Source organism: Mycolicibacterium neoaurum (assembly GCF_036946495.1).
In the GTDB taxonomy this organism is placed as follows: domain Bacteria; phylum Actinomycetota; class Actinomycetes; order Mycobacteriales; family Mycobacteriaceae; genus Mycobacterium; species Mycobacterium neoaurum_B.
In genome coordinates this window covers 225,842-242,801 of sequence record NZ_JAQIIX010000001.1, presented here as the reverse complement: position 1 = coordinate 242,801, position 16,960 = coordinate 225,842, and the positions used below count along the sequence as shown (strand labels likewise).

Genomic DNA, 16,960 nt, shown 5'->3' with positions numbered 1-16,960 from the left:
ACTCGGCCTCACAAGACGCTCATCCCCGCGGTGAGCGCTTCGTGAGGCCGAGTCGGCCCGATTACGCGGTGGCCACCGATTCCGGTAGCGCAGCCGGGCTGACCGGGGCCTTCGACGAGGACAACCGCAGGAACACGGCCCAGGTCACGATGGCGCAGATGACGTAGAAGCCGAGGAAGACCCAGAAGGCATTGGTCGCCGACTTCGCGTCGCTGACATAGGACATCCGCAGCACGATGTTGATGAACACTCCGCCCAGTGCGCCGATCGCACCGGCGAACCCGATGAGGGCTCCGGACATGCTCCGCGACCACGCCGCCTTCTCCTCGCGGCTCCATTCGTCGTGGCCCTGCGCTTTGGCTTCGAAGATCGACGGGATCATCTTGTACGTGGAGCCGTTGCCCAGGCCCGACAGGATGAACAGCAGGATGAACCCGGCCACATAGGCGATCATCTGACCGCCGGTGGGTGCGCCGGCCGTACTGTCGTCGAGAACGCCTGCGGCGACGAGGATCCCGGCGGCGAAGATCATGGCGACGAACACGTACAGGGTGATCCTTCCCCCGCCGATCTTGTCGGCGAGCTTGCCGCCGATCGGACGCGAGATCGATCCGAGCAGCGGGCCGAGGAAGGCGATCTGCGCGGCATGCAGCGATGCCTGCGCCGCAGTGTCACCGCCGGCGAGGAAGTTGATCTGTAGCACCTGCCCGAATGCGAAGCTGAATCCGATGAACGAGCCGAACGTGCCGATGTACAGGAAGCTCATCACCCAGGAGTGCTTGAATCGCATCGCCTCGACCATGGCTCCCAGATTGGAGCGCTGGTTACCGAGGTTGTCCATGAAGAACGCGGCACCGAGGGCTGCGAGGCCGACGAGCACCAGATAGATCGCGCAGACCAGGTAGGGCGCCGTGTTGCTCACGGTGGCGATGATCAGCAGGCCGATCAGCTGGATGACCGGCACGCCGATGTTGCCGCCGCCGGCGTTGAGCCCGAGCGCCCAGCCCTTGAGACGCTGCGGGTAGAACGCATTGATGTTCGTCATCGAGGAGGCGAAGTTGCCACCGCCCAGACCGGCGAATGCCGCCACCAGCATGAACGTCGTGTAGGACGTGCCTGGCTGCGACATCACCCACAGCGTCAGCGCCAACGGGATCAACAACAGCAGGGCGCTGACGATGGTCCAGTTGCGGCCGCCGAAGCGGGCCGGGGCGATGGTGTACGGGATGCGCATGAACGCACCGACCAGTGTCGGCATTGCCACCAGATAGAACTTGCCCGCGGCGTCGATGCCGAAGACGTCCTGCGGCATGAACAAGACCATCACCGACCAGATCGACCACACCGAAAAGCCCACGTGCTCAGCGAAGATCGACCAGATCAGGTTGCGCTTGGCGATGTCTTTCCCACCGGATTCCCAGGCGTCGACATCTTCGGCATCCCAGAGCGCGATATCGCGTTTGCGGTGTGTGTTGAGCACGGATTCCTCCCAGCAATGGAAACGGTTGAGACAGAAGTTATTGCTCGGCCATTCCGCACCGGTTGCACCACCATGTCGGCGTTGTCAACACCTACTCACACCGAGTCCGATGGCCCTGGTGCGGCAGGGGTTTCACGACCGCAGCATCGACGAAATTAAACGGAAACATGCGACCCGCGTGTCCGGGAGCCTTCTGCGGGCTTTGCCGCCGCCGAGGTTCATGTACCGAACTGCCTGCTTGTACACCTCAAAGCGGTTGGGCGCCATAAGCTTTTCGCAATCTGTGGATAGCTGGGCGGCCTGTGGATAACGCGTTCACATGTCGGTGGGCGTCGGTAGAATTTCGAACATGCTAGCGAATGGGGTGTCGGATCGAGAGGCTGTGCTGGCGGCCTTCGATGCCTACGATTCCGCATGCGCGCAACTCGCCGCCCTCGATGTCACACGGCTGTCGCCGGCGGATCTGTTGACCCTGCAATCCCGGCGCGAGCACCGCGCCCGCACCACCGCCGTGCTCGACCACCGCATCATGGCCGCGCTGCAGGCCCAGAGCACGCCCAAGGACATCGGTGCGCGTACGTGGGCGCAGATCCTGACCATCCGGCTGCGGATCTCTGAGGCCGAGGCCGCCCGCCGGTTGCGTGACGCTGCCGATCTCGGGCCCCGCCACAGCCTTGACGGCCGACTGCTGGGGCCGGCCCTACCGGCATGTGCCGCGGCATTGGCCGAGGGCACCATCAACCTAGATCATGTGCAGGAGATCAGGACCGCGGTCGAGCGGGCGGGCCGATACGCAGAACGGCACCGGTGCGAGGAGCTGGAGGCGGATCTGGTTGCGGCGGCGGCCGGGATCACTCCGCGCACCTTGCGGGAGGTCGCCGACTACGCGCTCTGCGCGCTCAACCCCGATGGCGATGGTCCCGATATCGCTGCTCATGAGCGCGGGATCAGCTTGGGCCGCCAGGACGCCGACGGGTTGATCCGCATCTCGGGGTGGGTCGATCCGGAACTGGGCGCCTATCTCAAGACGGTGAATCAGGTGTGGGGCGCTCCGGGGGTCAACAATCCCGCCGACGAAGAGCCGGTTTCCAACCCCTCACCGAACCCGTTGGACGATACCGACGGTCTGCCCGCACCGGCACCGACTGTGCCCAGTGAGCCCGATACGCCGACCATTGCGCCCACGGACGAACCCTTCGAGCAGCGCCGTACCGCTTTGGACGCGGCGCTGGCTGAGCCGAGTCCCGCGCCGGTACCGATCGAGGAATTGCAGGGGCGCCGCGCCGCACTGGATGTCGAGCCCGGCAGTGCGGCCGCTCGTGACACCCGCGGTGCCTCCCAGCGCTATCACGATGCACTCAAGGCGGTCGTTCGAAACGCGTTGATGTCCAAGGAATTGGGCCAGCACAACGGGTTACCGGTCACGGTGGTGGTGTCCACCACGTTGGCCGAACTGCACGACGCGGCAGGTATCGCGCACACTTCGGTGGGCACCAGGATGCCGATGCGCGACCTCATCCGGCTCGCCGCGCATGCGCACCACTACCTGCTGATCTACCGCGAGCACACCGCCGAGCCGCTCTACCTCGCCCGCTCCAAACGCCTGGCATCCAAGGCCCAACGGCTGGTCATGATCAGTCGTGACCGGGGTTGCACCATGCCCAACTGCCCGGTCAGCGGTGCGGGTTGCCAGGGCATGCACGCCGAACAAGACTGGAGCGCAGGCGGGCAGACCGATATCACCGGACTCGGATTGGGTTGTGCCGCCGATAATCAGTTGGCGTTCGACACCGGGTGGACCACCAGCATCGGTCCGGACGGCCGCGTGCACTGGCATCCGCCGCCATTGCTCGACACGGGGCAGGACACCGTCAACCACTACCACCACCCCGAAGAACTCCTCAGACCTCGCGAGGACGACTCCGGCGAGGAGCCGTAGGCGCCTCAGCGCCTGCGCTGCCAGAACCTCTTGCGGGGTTCGCGGGCCACGAGTGGAGTTGTCGAAAAAGGTGTGTCCTTTGGCGCTGCCGCAACTTCGGTTTCGGTGCTGTCATCGGTTTTGGCAGTGTCTTCGGGCTCAGCGGTGTCTTCGGGCTCAGCGGTGCCTTCGGGATCAGCAGCGTCCTCGGATTCCGACTGTTCGGCGTCCTCGGCGTCAACCGATTCCTCGGACTCAGCGGACGGCTCGATCCCTTGGACCGCCAGCAGTTCTGCTTCCGGGCCGGTCGGCAACGCGTCGGGGTCATCGGCTGATGCCGCTGCCTCGGTCGTAGGCTCACTGTCGTCGGCGGGCTCGCTGTCCTCCGCAGACACGGCATCCGGCTCAGCGGCGGAATCAGACTCCGCCGACTCGGCCTCGGAGGATTCCAGGGACTCCGGCCCCTCGTCCTCAGCAGTCTCGACCGCCTCGGCCTCAGCCTCGGCTCTGTCAGCTTCGTCGACGACCTCGTCCTCACCCGCAGTGTCGGGCTCGACATCGGTCACCGCCAACAGCTCGGCCTCCGGCCCGCCCTGCTCGACTTCGGACTCCGCATCCTCGCCCTCAGCAGTCTCGACCGCCTCGGCCTCACCCTCAGGTCCATCAGCTTCGTCGACGACCTCGTCCTCACCCGCAGTGTCGGGCTCGACATCGGTCACCGCCAACAGCTCGGCCTCCGGCCCGCCCTGCTCGACTTCGGACTCCGATGACTCCGAGTCCTCGACGAAAGTGTCCTCGGTGGCAGACTCGGCCGCGAGCTCATCGGCCGCCTCTGCCATGGCAGAACCCTCGACCTCTTCGCCTTCGACTTCTTCGCGCCCGACCTCGTCAACGGCCGCGTCCGGCTCGGCGATCTCGAGCACCGCGGTCTCGACAGCCACCTCGTCGACATCGGCACGGTCGGCCGCTTCGGCGACCTCGGTCTCCTGCTCGTCGAGAGCCACCTTCGTCTCCGGCGGATCCGCCACCGCCACCGCAGCGGTGGCACCACCTGCGGCACTGGTCGTCGCGATCACCGCGGTATCCAAGTCGTCCACCGACACCTGCTGTGCCTGTTTACCGGCCAACGTCTCGGGCGCCTCGCGTCCCTTGGGCGCGACCATGATGTAGACCACCGCTCCGATGAACACGAACGTCGAGGTGAACGAATTGATCCGGATCCCGGCGATCAACGTCGCGGTATCACTGCGCAACAGCTCGACACAGAACCTACCGACGCAGTACCCGGCCACATACAGCGCGAACAACCGGCCATGGCCGAGGTTGAACCGTCGGTCGGCCCAGATGAGCAGCGCGAACACCAGCAGGTTCCACAACAGTTCGTAGAGGAACGTCGGGTGCACCACGCCGATGACCTGCCCGGTCGAGACACCGTTCAGCGTGTCCCGGAAGCCGGCCGCATCACGGCGTTCATAGATCTCCAGGCCCCATGGCACGGTCGTCGCGCGGCCGTACAACTCCTGATTGAAGTAGTTACCGAGCCGGCCGATGGCCTGGGCCAGGATGATGCCCGGTGCGATCGCATCACCGAACGCCGGCAACGGGATCCCGCGCTGCCGGCACCCGATCCAGGCGCCCACCGCACCCAACGCGACCGCGCCCCAGATCCCCAGGCCGCCGTCCCAGATGCGGAAGGCAGCAACCAGACCGGCGCCACCCTCACCGAAATAGGTGGGCCAGTCGGTCATCACGTGATAGAGCCGCCCACCGACCAGACCGAACGGCACCGCCCACAGTGCGATGTCGTAGATGACGCCGCGTTCACCACCGCGGGCCGCCCACCGGCGATCACCGATCACCAGCGCGGCGACGATGCCGGCGATGATGCACAGCGCGTACGCCCGCAGCGGCACGCTGCCGATGAACCACACACCCTGATCCGGACTGGGGATATAGGCCAGCGTGGTCACCGTCATGCGCGAACCGCCTGCCGCACGCCATCGGCCAATTCGGTCGTCAACGTCCGCAGCGCATCGACACCGTCATCCAATGCCGACACCAGCGCCGAGCCGACGATGACACCGTCGGCGTAGGACGCGATCTCGGCGGCCTGCTGTCCCGAGCGCACACCGAGCCCGACCCCCACCGGGATATCCGAGATGGCCTTGACCCGACTCACCAGCTCCGGTGCGGCGTTGGACACCGCGTCCCGCGCACCGGTGACCCCCATCGTCGAAGCGGCGTAGACGAATCCACTCGAGGCCTGCACGGTCGCGGCCAGCCGCTCCGGTGTCGAGGACGGCGCCACGAGAAAGATGCGATCCAGGCCGTTGGACTGCGATGCCGCGATCCAGTCGTCGGCCTCGTCGGGAATCAGGTCGGGGGTGATCAGCCCGAGCCCGCCTGCGCTGGCCAGATCGCGGGCAAACGTCTCGACTCCCTTGCGCAGCACCGGATTCCAGTAGGTCATCACCACCGCGGCACCACCGGCGTTGCTGATCGCCTCGACAGCCCGCAATGCATCGTGCACACGCACCCCGCCGGCCAGCGCCACCTCGGTGGCTCGGGCGATCGTCGGTCCGTCCATCCCGGGATCGGAGTACGCGACGCCGACTTCAACGATATCGCAACCGGATTCGACCAACGCCGTCATGGCTTCGATGGAGGTGTCCACATCGGGAAATCCCGTGGGGAGATAACCGATCAGTGCCGCACGCCCCTCGGCACGGCAGGTCTGGAACACCGACGACAATCGGCTCACGCGTCATCCCCCAGCAATCCGAACCACTTGGCGGCCGTCTCGACATCCTTGTCACCGCGGCCCGACACGTTCACCAGGATGATCGCCGACGGACCGAGTTCGGCGGCCAGCTTGACCGCACCGGCCACCGCATGGGCCGATTCGATGGCCGGGATGATTCCCTCGGTGCGACACAACAGCGAAAAGGCCTCCATCGCTTCGGTATCGGTGATCGGTCGATATTCGGCGCGACCGACATCCTTGAGCAGCGCGTGCTCCGGTCCCACGCCCGGATAGTCCAGACCCGCGGAGATCGAGTGCGACTCGATGGTCTGACCGTCCTCGTCCTGCAGCAGGTAGGAGAACGATCCTTGGAACGCGCCGGGTGAACCGCCGGTGAAGGTCGCCGCATGCCGACCGGTCTCCACACCGTCACCGGCGGCCTCGAAACCGATCAACCGGACACCCGGATCATCGATGAAGGCGTGGAAGATGCCGATGGCGTTGGACCCGCCGCCCACGCACGCGGCGATCGCGTCGGGCAACCGGCCGGCCTGGTCCTGGATCTGGACCCGGGCCTCCAAACCGATGATCCGCTGGAAATCGCGGACCATGAGCGGGAAGGGGTGCGGTCCGGCGGCGGTGCCGAACGCGTAATAGGTGTTGTCGGCGTTGGCCACCCAGTCCCGGAAGGTCTCATTGATGGCGTCCTTGAGCGTTGCCGAACCCGACTCCACCGCCACCACTCGCGCACCCAGCAATCGCATCCGGGCGACGTTGAGTGCCTGCCGAGCGGTGTCGACCGCGCCCATGTAGATGACGCACTCCAACCCCAGCAGCGCACACGCCGTCGCGGTCGCGACGCCGTGCTGACCGGCCCCGGTCTCGGCGATCACCCGGGTCTTGCCCATCTGACGGGCCAGCAGCGCCTGCCCGAGGACGTTGTTGATCTTGTGAGATCCGGTGTGGTTGAGGTCTTCTCGCTTCAGGAAGATCCGCGCACCACCGACGTGGCGGCTCAGGTTCTCCGCTTCGTACATCGGCGAGGGACGTCCGCTGTAATGACGCTGCAACCGGTCCAACTCGTCGAGGAAGGTCTGATCGCTGCGCGCCTTCTCATAGGCGGCGGTGACCTCCTCGATGACGGCCATCAGCGCCTCGGGTACCAGTCGGCCCCCATAGGCACCGAAATGACCCCTGGCGTCGGGATCGTGGCTGGTCGGTTCGGCCAGTGCAGCACTGGTGTTCGGCAATCCGGAGATATCGCCCATGTTCACATCGCCTCTTCGAGTGCGCGGCTCATCGGTTGAGTCAGCGGGCAGGTTTCGGGCATGACGGGTGCGCACCCGCGGTGACCAGCTCTGATACGGCCCCGCGCGGGTCGCCGCTGGTCACCAGGCCCTCGCCGACCAGCACCGCATCGGCACCCGCACCGGCATAGGCCAGCAGATCGGCGGTACCGCGGACACCAGATTCGGCGATCCGGATCACGTCGGTCGGCAGACCGGGGGCGATCCGGGCGAAGCAATCCCTGTCGACCTCGAGGGTCTTCAGGTCACGGGCGTTGACACCGATGACGGTCGCCCCGGCGTCGAGCGCGCGGTTGGCCTCTTCCTCGGTGTGCACCTCGACAAGGGCGGTCATACCGAGCGATTCGGTGCGGTCGAGCATCGACTCAAGTGCCCGCTGTTCCAACGCCGCGACGATCAGCAGCAGCATATCCGCACCGTGAGCGCGCGCCTCGTGGATCTGGTACGGCCCGACGATGAAATCCTTGCGCAGCACCGGGATGGACACCGCGGCACGGACGGCGTCCAGATCATCCAGCGATCCGTGGAAACGTCGTTCCTCGGTCAACACGCTGATGATGCGGGCGCCACCGTCCTCATAGGCCGTCGCCAGCTGCGCCGGATCGGCGATCGAGGCCAGCTCCCCGCGCGACGGACTGGCCCGCTTGACCTCGGCGATCACCGCGATACCCGGCGCCCGCAGGGCCGCCATCACATCCAGCGCCGGCCGCGCGTCCTTGGCCCGCTGCTTGATATCGGCGAAGCTGACCGCGGCTTCCCGGTTGGCAACGTCGGCGCGGACTCCTTCGATGATGGAGTCGAGCACTGTCGCCGTCATTGGCCTTGGTCCTTTGCGATCGGTCGGAGCGTTCCCATGAAGGTTAGTCGCCATCGCTGCACCTGCCATCACCGACCCTTGTTGTCCGGTTCGCCGCCCGGTTCGTTGTGCTCATCCACCCGTGCCGGCGCCGCTTCCACCGTGGGATCGGCCCCCTCGTCGATGGCATCCCACATGGTCCGCTCCGACATGCCCGCCGCACCGTCGGCGGCCTCACCGCGCACCGCCTCGCGACGCGCTGCCGGCGCCGCGTAGCGCGCCCCGGCCGACGTGCCGGTACCCGCCGAACGCATCAAGATCACGGCTGCGACCAGCGTGATCACTCCCGCGAGCAGCGCGGTGCCCGCTCCGGCGTGGAACCGCTGCGATCCCACCAGATCCGCCACCTGCACCCCGGCCAACCCGGCGGCGCGCACCGAGATGTCGTGGACCACCCACTGGCTGACGCCCAGATAGCCGATCCCGGCACTGCACGCGGCCACCAGCACGGCCACCGCCCGCAGCAACCGCCCCCGCACCGCGAGTGCGACGACGGCGGCGGCCAGCAGCACCAGCGCCAGCGGCACCAGCGCGGTCGACCACGCGGCACCGTTGAGCGTCGTGGTCTTCGGCTGGCCAAGCCCGTCGGCGGAACTGATCTGCACCCACGGCAACCGGGAGGCCACCCAGAGTGCGAGAGCGCCCAGAACCAGCAACCCCTGCGCGGCCCTGATCATGACGTCCCGGTCTGTAGCGGCTCGCGCAGCGTCTCGGCGGCGGCGACCGCCGCCAGCACCGCCTTGGCCTTGTTGGTGGCCTCGTTGTATTCATAGGGGCCGTTGGAGTCGGCGACGACTCCCCCGCCGGCCTGGACGTAGGCGGTGCCGTCGCGCATGAGCGCGGTCCGGATGGCGATGGCGAAATCGGCGTTGCCGGCGAAGTCCAGATACCCGAGCACCCCGCCGTAAAGGCCACGCCGAGTCAGCTCGACCTCCTCGATGAGCTCCATGGCGCGCACCTTGGGCGCACCGGAGAGAGTGCCCGCCGGGAAGCATGCGGTGACGGCGTCGAGCGCGGTGCGGCCCCCCGCGAGCTGCCCGGTGACCGTCGACACCAGGTGCATCACGTGGCTGTAGCGCTCGATGTGGCTGTAATCCTCGACGCGCACGGTGCCCGGTTCCGACACCCGCCCGAGGTCATTGCGGCCCAGGTCCACCAGCATGAGGTGCTCGGCGCGTTCCTTGTCGTCGGCGAGCAGCTCCTTTTCCAGCAGCAGGTCCTCTTCCTCGGTGTCCCCGCGCCACCGGGTGCCGGCGATCGGATGGGTGGTCGCCTTCCCGTCGGTGACGGTGACGAGCGCCTCCGGACTGGAACCGACCACCGAAAAGTCAAGCCCGCCTTGGGCATCGGGCACATTGAGCAGGTACATGTACGGGCTGGGGTTGGTGGCGCGCAGCATCCGGTAGACATCCAGTGGATCTGCGGTGGTGGTCATCTCGAAACGCTGCGAGGGCACCACCTGGAATGCCTCGCCGGCCTCGATATCGCCGACAAGCTTCTCGACGATGGCCGTGTACTCCTCGACGCTGCGTTGCGCCCGGTACTGCGGGACCGGCCTGCTGAAGGTGGCGACGCTGGAACCCAGCGGCTCGGCCAGCGCGGCGGTCATCACATCGAGGCGCCGCACCGCATCGTCATAGGCCTCGTCGACGCGTTCGTCGGTGCCGTTCCAGTTCACCGCGTTGGCGATCAGGGTGATGGTGCCCTCGTGGTGGTCGACGGCGGCGATATCGGTGGCCAGCAGCAGCAGCATGTCCGGCAAGCCGAGGTCGTCGGTGGCCAGCTCGGGTAACCGCTCCAACCGCCGCACCAGGTCATAGGCGAAGAACCCGACCAGGCCGGAGGACAGCGGCGGCAAACCGGGCAGCGCCGCCGTGGCGAGCAGATCCAGGGTCGTCCGCAGCGCCGCGAGCGGGTCACCGCCCGAGGGCGCCCCCTGCGGGGTGGTGCCCAGCCAGACGGCCTCGCCGTCGCGCACCGTCAGCGCCGACGGTGCGCCGGCTCCGATGAACGACCAGCGCGACCAGGATCGCCCGTTCTCCGCGGATTCGAGCAGGAACGTGCCCGGCCGGTTGGCGGCCAGCTTCCGGTAGGCCGACAGCGGGGTTTCGCTGTCGGCGAGCACCTTGCGGGTCACCGGCACCACACGATGGCCTGCGGCAAGGTCGCGGAAGTCCGCGCGCGCGGTCGTGACGGCCAGTGTGTCGGCGGGCGTTGGTCGTTGCACGCGGCCAATCCTCCCAGACGCCGAACCCGCGCCCGGCGTAGCGTGGGCAGCCGTGACTCTTCTGAAGATCGGCGACCAGGTGGCCGAGTTCGAACTGCCCGATCAGACCGGCACACCCCGCAGCCTGACCGCGTTACTGGCGGACGGTCCGATCGTGCTGTTCTTCTACCCCGCGGCCATGACCCCGGGATGCACCAAGGAGGCCTGTCACTTCCGCGACCTGGCGGGTGAGTTCGCCGCCGTGGGCGCCTCCCGGGTGGGAATCAGTACCGATCCGGTCGACAAGCAGGCCAAATTCGCCGAGCAGCAGCGTTTCGACTACCCACTGCTCTCCGATGTCGACGGCACCGTCGCCACCGCATTCGGCGTCAAACGCGGCCTGCTCGGCAAGTTCATGCCGGTGAAGCGCACGACCTTCGTGATCGACACCGACCGCCGGATCCTCGACGTCATCTCCAGCGAGCTCAGCATGGACACCCACGCCGACAAGGCACTCGAGGTGCTCAGGTCGCGTTGACCGCGTGCAGAACCGCTGCCATCGAGGCGCCGAGCACCGAATCGCTGCGCCCACACGACCAGCCGGCCCGGTGCTCCAGATAGCTGACAGCGGTGGCACCGACCGACTGCTGGGTGAGACTCAGGATCTCGACGGGGCGCCCGGCGGTGGCCAGCGTCCGAGTGAGCGCCTCGACCGGCCCGATGCCGTTGTGCGCGCCGGTGTGCGTGCACCCGTCGATGACGAGGGTGATCTCGGTGGTCCCGTCGGCGCCGGTGTGCCAATCCTTCAACTGCACCGGACCGTCCGTACCCAGGTAGGCAGCCTCGAACAAGGCCAGCAGTTCAGCGGAGTCGATCTCGACCCCGCTCTGTTCGGTGCGCGTCTGGACGCGGCGGGCGAAATCCATCTGCAGCCTGCGCGGCAGGTCCAGCCCGTGGTCGGCCTGCAGCAGATAGGCGATACCGCCCTTGCCGGATTGTGAGTTGACCCGGATCACCGCTTGATAGGTACGCCCGATATCGGTCGGGTCGATCGGCAGATAGGGTACGCGCCAGTCGATCTCACTTTCCGGGCGGCCGGTTGCCGCGGCCCTGGCCCGATGCTCTGCCAGTCCCTTCTTGATGGCGTCCTGGTGGGTGCCGGAGAACGCCGTGTGCACCAGATCGCCCACATACGGATGTCGCTCATGTATCGGCATCCGGGTGCAATGGACGACCGTGCGGGCGATCTCGTCGATATCGGAGAAGTCGATCTCGGGGTCGACGCCCTGGGCGTAGAGATTCAGCGCCAACGTGGCGATGTCGACATTGCCGGTCCGTTCGCCGTTGCCGAAAACGCACCCCTCCACTCGCTGCGCGCCGGCCAGTACCGCGAGTTCGGCACAGGCAACCCCGGTTCCGCGATCGTTGTGCGGGTGCACCGAGAGGATGACGCTGTCTCGGCGGGCGATGTTGCGGTGCATGTATTCGATCTGATCGGCATAGACGTTGGGCGAGGCGACCTCGACGGTGGCCGGCAGGTTCAGGATCACCGGTCGATCGGGGGTCGCCGACCACAGCTGCGTCATGGCATCGCAGATCTCCAGGACGTAGTCGGGTTCGGTCAGGTTGAACACCTCCGGGGAGAACTCGAAGCGGATTCCCGGGTGGTCGCCGGCCAGCTCGAGCACATCGCGACCGCCGGAGAGGATCAGCTCACGCAGCTCGGCACGATCCTTGCCCAGCACGGCGGTTCGCCACGTCGGGGCGGTCGCGGTGTACAGGTGGATGACCACATCGTTGCCGATACCGCGCACCGATTCCACGGTGCGTTCGATGAGGTCACGCCGGGCCGGGGTGAACACCACGATGGTGACGTCCGACGGCGCGATATCGGATTCGGCGATGAGCCGGACGAAGTCGTAATCGGTCTGCGACGCGGACGGATACCCCACCTCGATTTCCTTGTACCCCATGGCGACCAGCAGTTCGAAGAACCGCTTCTTACGCGCGGGGTCCATGGGTTCGGCGAGCGCCTGATTGCCGTCGCGCAGATCGACCGGCACCCACAGCGGCGCTTCGACGAGTCTGGCATCGGGCCAGTGGCGTTGCCGCAGTGGAACTTCCACACGATCGTAGATATCGGTGTAGCGGTGCCACGGCATCGGAGAGGGTTGTTGACGGTTCCAGTTCACGAGCGTTTCCTTGTCGGTCGGGCTGAGTTCCGACCGGCGCGACCAAGCCCCACGACAGGGGGCCGGTCGGTCAGACCCTGTCGAGGCGGCGAAGGAGAAGCTGGCGCATCATGATGGCTAGACTGTACACGACTCCTCAGACAAGTAGAGAGGTCACCGTGATGGTGAGCCAGGTGCAGCGACACCCGCTGGCGGCGCAGGCCGCCGAACTGCTGTTGAACCGGATCCGCGACGGCGAATGGCCGCTCGGGCATCGGATACCCGGTGAGACAACGCTTGCCGCCCAACTGGGCGTGGGGCGCTCCACCGTGCGCGAGGCCATCCGAGAACTCGCCGGCCGTGGCGTGCTGGAAAGCAGGCAGGGCGCCGGCGTGTTCGTCACCGCACTGGACACCACCGAGGACTGGGATGTCGTCCTGCGCCGCGCCACCATCGCGACCGTCGTCGAGGCGCGTATCGCCATCGAGTCCGAGGCCGCGGCGCTGGCCGCCGTCCGCCGCACACCGGCGGATCTGCGGGAGATCCGGCGCACCCTGGCCGCCCGGGGCGTCGAGGGCCGCTCGATCCCCGACCACGTCGACGCCGATATGGCGTTTCACCGCGCGGTGATCGCGGCCGCCCACAACGAGGTGCTCCTGGGCCTGTTCGATGCCTTCCTGCCGCGATTGCGCGCCGCCATGATCGACATGCTCAAGATCGCACCCGTCGCCAGCGCGGCCGCCGACCACGATTGCCACCGGGAACTGGCCGACGCCATCACCGCACGGTCGGCCGCCGCCGCGTCCGCGGCCAGCCGAACCCACCTGAGCGCACTTCAGGAGACCTTCTCATGACGCCCGTCCTCGAGCTCACCGATGTCACCTTCCGCCGTGACGGCAAGCAGATCATCGACGGCATCTCGCTGACGGTGCAGGCCGGCGAGCACTGGGCACTGCTCGGTCCGAACGGGGCCGGTAAGAGCACCCTGCTCGGTTTCTGTGCGGCAGTGACGTTTCCGAGCAGCGGCACGGTCACCATCCTGGGTGCGCGGATGGGCACGACCGATCTGACGGTACTGCGCCGCTCGATCGGTCACGTCAACCCCCGGCACCGGCTGCAGTACCCGCTGACCGTGCGTGAGGTGGTGTTGACCGGTGTCACCGCCACCGTCGACACCGCGGCGCGCTGGACCCCGAGTGCCGAACAGGTCCGCCGCGCCGACGAGCTGATCGACACCGTCGGGCTCACCGCTCGCGCCGACGCGGTGTGGCCCACGCTGTCCCACGGTGAGCGCGGCCGCACCTTGATCGCGCGTGCCCTGATCGCCGATCCGAAGCTGCTGCTGCTCGACGAACCCAGCACCGGCCTGGACGTCGCGGCGCGGGAACAGCTGCTGGAAACCATCGACACGCTCGCCCATACGCATCCGGAGATGGCGTCGATCCTGGTGACCCACCATCTGGAGGAACTGCCGATCAGTACTACCCACGCCATACTCATCGGACAGGGACGCGCCGTGGCCAGCGGGCCTGCCCGCACGACGGTGACCACCGAGCACGTCAGCGCGGCATTCCGGCATCCGGTGACCGTCGGGTTCGAGGATGGCCGCTGGAGCGCACGCGCCACCGGCCGACGGGTACGCCGCTAGCGCTGCGTGGCGGCGTTGCGGCGGCGTCGCGCCTCGCGGTGCCGCGTCACCGGCGCGGTGTCGATCACCCGATGGGCCATCGTCGCCAGGAAGCGCGCGGGCTGCAGGTTGGCGGGCACCGCATCATGGCGGATCGCGACATGGGGCAGCGCCGCCAAGGCCTGATCGACGGCCGCCGTCTCGACGTCGACGATCTCGAACAGGGTGTCCGGATCCGCCTTCTCGACGCTGTCGACCTCATCGCCGGGGGTTTCCCCGATATCGGCGACGCCGTCGTCGTAGTCGATCATCACCAGGGCGACCGCGTGGTACGCGTCATCCTCGGTACCGAGCTTGCCAAGCAGGTCGACCATCCATTCCGCCTTGTCCGGTTCGGAGGTCAGGATGGTCGAGCGCAACCCGTAGACGAACCCGAGTGCGGCCAGCGGGTGGCGCAGCCGCAGGTTCTTGGCATCGCCGTAGCTCTCCTCGACGCGGTTCGCCGCGTTCTTACCGAAGCTGGAATCCATCCGCTTGGTGCTGATCAGCAGTTCGGGACCGGTGTCCCAGTCGGACATGATGACATCGACCTGTTTCATGTAGTGCTTGCCCAGGACACTGGCGCTGGAAGCGGATACGCCCTTCATCGAGCGTCGCAGCCGCTGCTCGATCAGCTGGCGCTCCCGCACGGGCAGCGCCTGCAGGAGATGGGAGATCGCACCGGGCATGATGCGCGGGTCGGTCGGGCGCGGCCAGACCGCATCGGAATCGAAGCCGGCACGGCGCAACTCGTAGGACATCCACACATCAAGCGCCAGGGCGGGCACCCCGGTGGTCGACGGTGCACCCAGATACAGCGGCACACCCAGCAGCTTGCGCAATACCCGGAAATCGGGTTCGAAGCTCAGCACATCACCGGTCCGGATCCAGGGGTTGGTGTGCTGCCCGCCGGGTGCGGCATCGGCAACGATCCGGTCGAAAATGGCCCATGCGGTGGCCTTTGTGGACGGTTCAGCGGGCACGGCGCGACCTTACCGCCCGCCGCGACGCCAGCGAATGACGAGCCGCCCGAACGGATTCCAGATCGACGTCCAGACCCAGCGCGTCATCGACCAGTGCCACCGCATCGAGCAGGCGACCACGCGACAGCAGACCGGCCACGCCACGCCGAACCGTCCGTAGCTCGGCCGCTCGTGCCACCACGACTTCGGGTGCGGGCACCAGCCAGCGATCGGCCTCCCGCGGCTCGATCTTGAGCACACCGCCGCCGTAGGCGCGCCCCACCATCTCGGCATGCAACACCGTCACCGAGTTCAGCGCGGCCAGCGGCAACAGGTCCCGGCCGAGCGTGGTGTGCTCGGCGCGCAGGTACACCCCGTGCACAGAATTGAGGTGATGCGCGTGCGCGCGATTGGTGACCAGCCGCGGCGTGTCGGCGTTCATACAGGTCAGCAGCAGGTCCGCCGGAGCGAGCAACGGCACCCGATACCAGGGTGTGCGGACGCGGCATTTGTAGGCCAGGTGCACACCGGCGGCCTGGCCCGCCGCGATGTACTGCCGTGCGGCGGAAGAGGGGCGGTCACCGGGCCGGAACAGGTGCACCGCACGGCCTTCGGCGCCCAGGACGCCGAGGTGCTGGGCCGAGAGCGACAGCCCGCGCAGATGGGCGCTGCCCGGCGGCGACAGCGTCAGCAGGTCGCCAGCGTCGAGACCGAGTTCGGCGACGCGCTCCGGCGACAATGCGAAATAGCCGTTGTTGCCGGTGACCATGCCGAGCGTGGTCTCACCCCAGCGTTCCAGCACATCGAATTGCCCTATGGCCTGCAGGCCATGCAAGACCTCGACCGGGCGTTGCCCGATCAGACCGCTGACCCATTTGTCCGAGGGATCCGCCGGTGACCAGTGCCGTTGTACCAGTTCGGTATTCAGCGAATCCGCATTGCGCGCACGGTGGATGACGGCGTGCCCGGACGGACCCGCGCCGAACCCGTCGGCCAGCAGCAGCACCACATCGGCCTCGGCCCCCGGGAAGACCTGCTCGTCGAACATCACCAGCTCGACGCTGGCGAACCGGTCGAAGAGGAATTTGCGCACCGCGGCGGCATAGTTGACGCTGAGCAATTCCGCGGGCAGCACCAGCGCCATCCGGCCGCCGGGCGCCAGGAACAGCGCGGAATGCACCGTGAACGCGGCCCAGCTGGACGCCAGCGCCGAAAGTGTCACCCCCGCATGCAGCGCCGCGCGGCGGGACTGTGCCCGTTGCCTGCCACGGAAGTCCTGATACCGGATATAGGGCGGGTTGCCCAGCACCGCGGTGTAGGTGGGCCGCGGAGTGACGTCGAAAAAATCGGCGGTGCGAACCGTCGCCCTGCCGCCGGCCTGGGCCACCCGGCGACGGGCGGTGGCCGCACTGGCGGCGTGGATCTCGACACCGTGCAATTCGGGGGTTTCGACGCCGAGGCTGCGCAACCGTTCGGTGGCCGCGACCAGGAAGGCCGCATCACCGGCGGAGGGTTCGAACACCGTGTCCGCGGGCTCGCGGACGGCCCAGTCGGCCAGGTAGCGGGTGATCGACGTCGGGGTGAAGAACGCACCGCGCGCCTTACGTGCGGCAGCGGTATCTTCGGTCACCCCGTCATTCTCAACGATGGC

14 protein-coding genes are annotated in these 16,960 nt (G+C 67.3%); 4 read left to right on the top strand and 10 right to left on the bottom strand.

The genetic code is table 11. The annotated features are described in order from the left end of the window. Positions 1–61: 61 nt before the first annotated feature. Entirely contained in the window at positions 62–1,480 is a 1,419-nt protein-coding gene (locus PGN27_RS01010) for a nitrate/nitrite transporter (RefSeq protein ID WP_335324409.1), read from the bottom strand. A 349-nt stretch (positions 1,481–1,829) separates the two neighbouring features. On the opposite strand from PGN27_RS01010, the gene PGN27_RS01005 reads away from it, so the two are divergent. Further along, complete coding sequence (locus tag PGN27_RS01005; RefSeq protein WP_335324408.1) at positions 1,830–3,419, top strand: DUF222 domain-containing protein; 1,590 nt, start codon at positions 1,830–1,832, stop codon at positions 3,417–3,419. A 5-nt stretch (positions 3,420–3,424) separates the two neighbouring features. On the opposite strand, the gene lgt is transcribed toward PGN27_RS01005, so the two are convergent. The 6 genes from lgt to PGN27_RS00975 form a co-directional block, all read right to left on the bottom strand. Further along, positions 3,425–5,374, bottom strand: a complete 1,950-nt coding sequence (lgt, locus tag PGN27_RS01000; protein WP_335324407.1) for a prolipoprotein diacylglyceryl transferase — start codon at positions 5,372–5,374, stop codon at positions 3,425–3,427. Next, positions 5,371–6,159, bottom strand: coding sequence for a tryptophan synthase subunit alpha (gene trpA, locus PGN27_RS00995; protein ID WP_335324406.1), 789 nt, complete (start codon positions 6,157–6,159; stop codon positions 5,371–5,373). Before trpA ends, lgt begins: the two co-directional genes overlap by 4 nt. After that, complete coding sequence (gene trpB, locus PGN27_RS00990) at positions 6,156–7,409, bottom strand: tryptophan synthase subunit beta (protein WP_335324405.1); 1,254 nt, start codon at positions 7,407–7,409, stop codon at positions 6,156–6,158. Before trpB ends, trpA begins: the two co-directional genes overlap by 4 nt. 40 nt (positions 7,410–7,449) lie before the next feature. Then, positions 7,450–8,265: an indole-3-glycerol phosphate synthase TrpC gene (trpC, locus tag PGN27_RS00985; RefSeq protein WP_335324404.1), complete on the bottom strand. Its 816-nt coding sequence runs from the start codon at positions 8,263–8,265 to the stop codon at positions 7,450–7,452. 68 nt (positions 8,266–8,333) lie between these two features. Further along, the gene (locus tag PGN27_RS00980) at positions 8,334–8,981 is read right to left on the bottom strand and encodes a TIGR02234 family membrane protein (RefSeq protein WP_335324403.1); all 648 of its coding nucleotides are present in this window, start codon (positions 8,979–8,981) and stop codon (positions 8,334–8,336) included. Beyond that, positions 8,978–10,531, bottom strand: coding sequence for an anthranilate synthase component I (locus PGN27_RS00975; RefSeq protein ID WP_335324402.1), 1,554 nt, complete (start codon positions 10,529–10,531; stop codon positions 8,978–8,980). Before PGN27_RS00975 ends, PGN27_RS00980 begins: the two co-directional genes overlap by 4 nt. Before the next feature lie 52 nt (positions 10,532–10,583). On the opposite strand from PGN27_RS00975, the gene PGN27_RS00970 reads away from it, so the two are divergent. Next, positions 10,584–11,048, top strand: a complete 465-nt coding sequence (locus PGN27_RS00970; protein WP_335324401.1) for a peroxiredoxin — start codon at positions 10,584–10,586, stop codon at positions 11,046–11,048. Here the strand turns inward: PGN27_RS00970 and PGN27_RS00965 are convergent. Further along, positions 11,035–12,672, bottom strand: coding sequence for a 2-isopropylmalate synthase (locus PGN27_RS00965; protein WP_335325183.1), 1,638 nt, complete (start codon positions 12,670–12,672; stop codon positions 11,035–11,037). The two genes, PGN27_RS00970 and PGN27_RS00965, sit on opposite strands and share 14 nt — an antisense overlap. 191 nt (positions 12,673–12,863) lie before the next feature. Between PGN27_RS00965 and PGN27_RS00960 the strand changes: the two genes are divergently transcribed. Continuing rightward, positions 12,864–13,535 (top strand): FadR/GntR family transcriptional regulator, encoded by a 672-nt coding sequence (locus PGN27_RS00960; protein ID WP_335325182.1) that lies wholly within the window; start codon positions 12,864–12,866, stop codon positions 13,533–13,535. Continuing rightward, positions 13,532–14,329: an ABC transporter ATP-binding protein gene (locus PGN27_RS00955; protein WP_335324400.1), complete on the top strand. Its 798-nt coding sequence runs from the start codon at positions 13,532–13,534 to the stop codon at positions 14,327–14,329. Before PGN27_RS00960 ends, PGN27_RS00955 begins: the two co-directional genes overlap by 4 nt. On the opposite strand, the gene PGN27_RS00950 is transcribed toward PGN27_RS00955, so the two are convergent. Together PGN27_RS00950 and PGN27_RS00945 are read right to left on the bottom strand one after the other, a co-directional pair. Beyond that, complete coding sequence (locus PGN27_RS00950; RefSeq protein ID WP_335324399.1) at positions 14,326–15,330, bottom strand: hypothetical protein; 1,005 nt, start codon at positions 15,328–15,330, stop codon at positions 14,326–14,328. The two genes, PGN27_RS00955 and PGN27_RS00950, sit on opposite strands and share 4 nt — an antisense overlap. Continuing rightward, positions 15,320–16,939 carry an N-6 DNA methylase gene (locus tag PGN27_RS00945; RefSeq protein WP_335324398.1) on the bottom strand — a complete coding sequence of 540 codons (1,620 nt, stop codon included), beginning with the start codon at positions 16,937–16,939 and terminating at the stop codon, positions 15,320–15,322. Before PGN27_RS00945 ends, PGN27_RS00950 begins: the two co-directional genes overlap by 11 nt. Positions 16,940–16,960 lie beyond the last annotated feature (21 nt).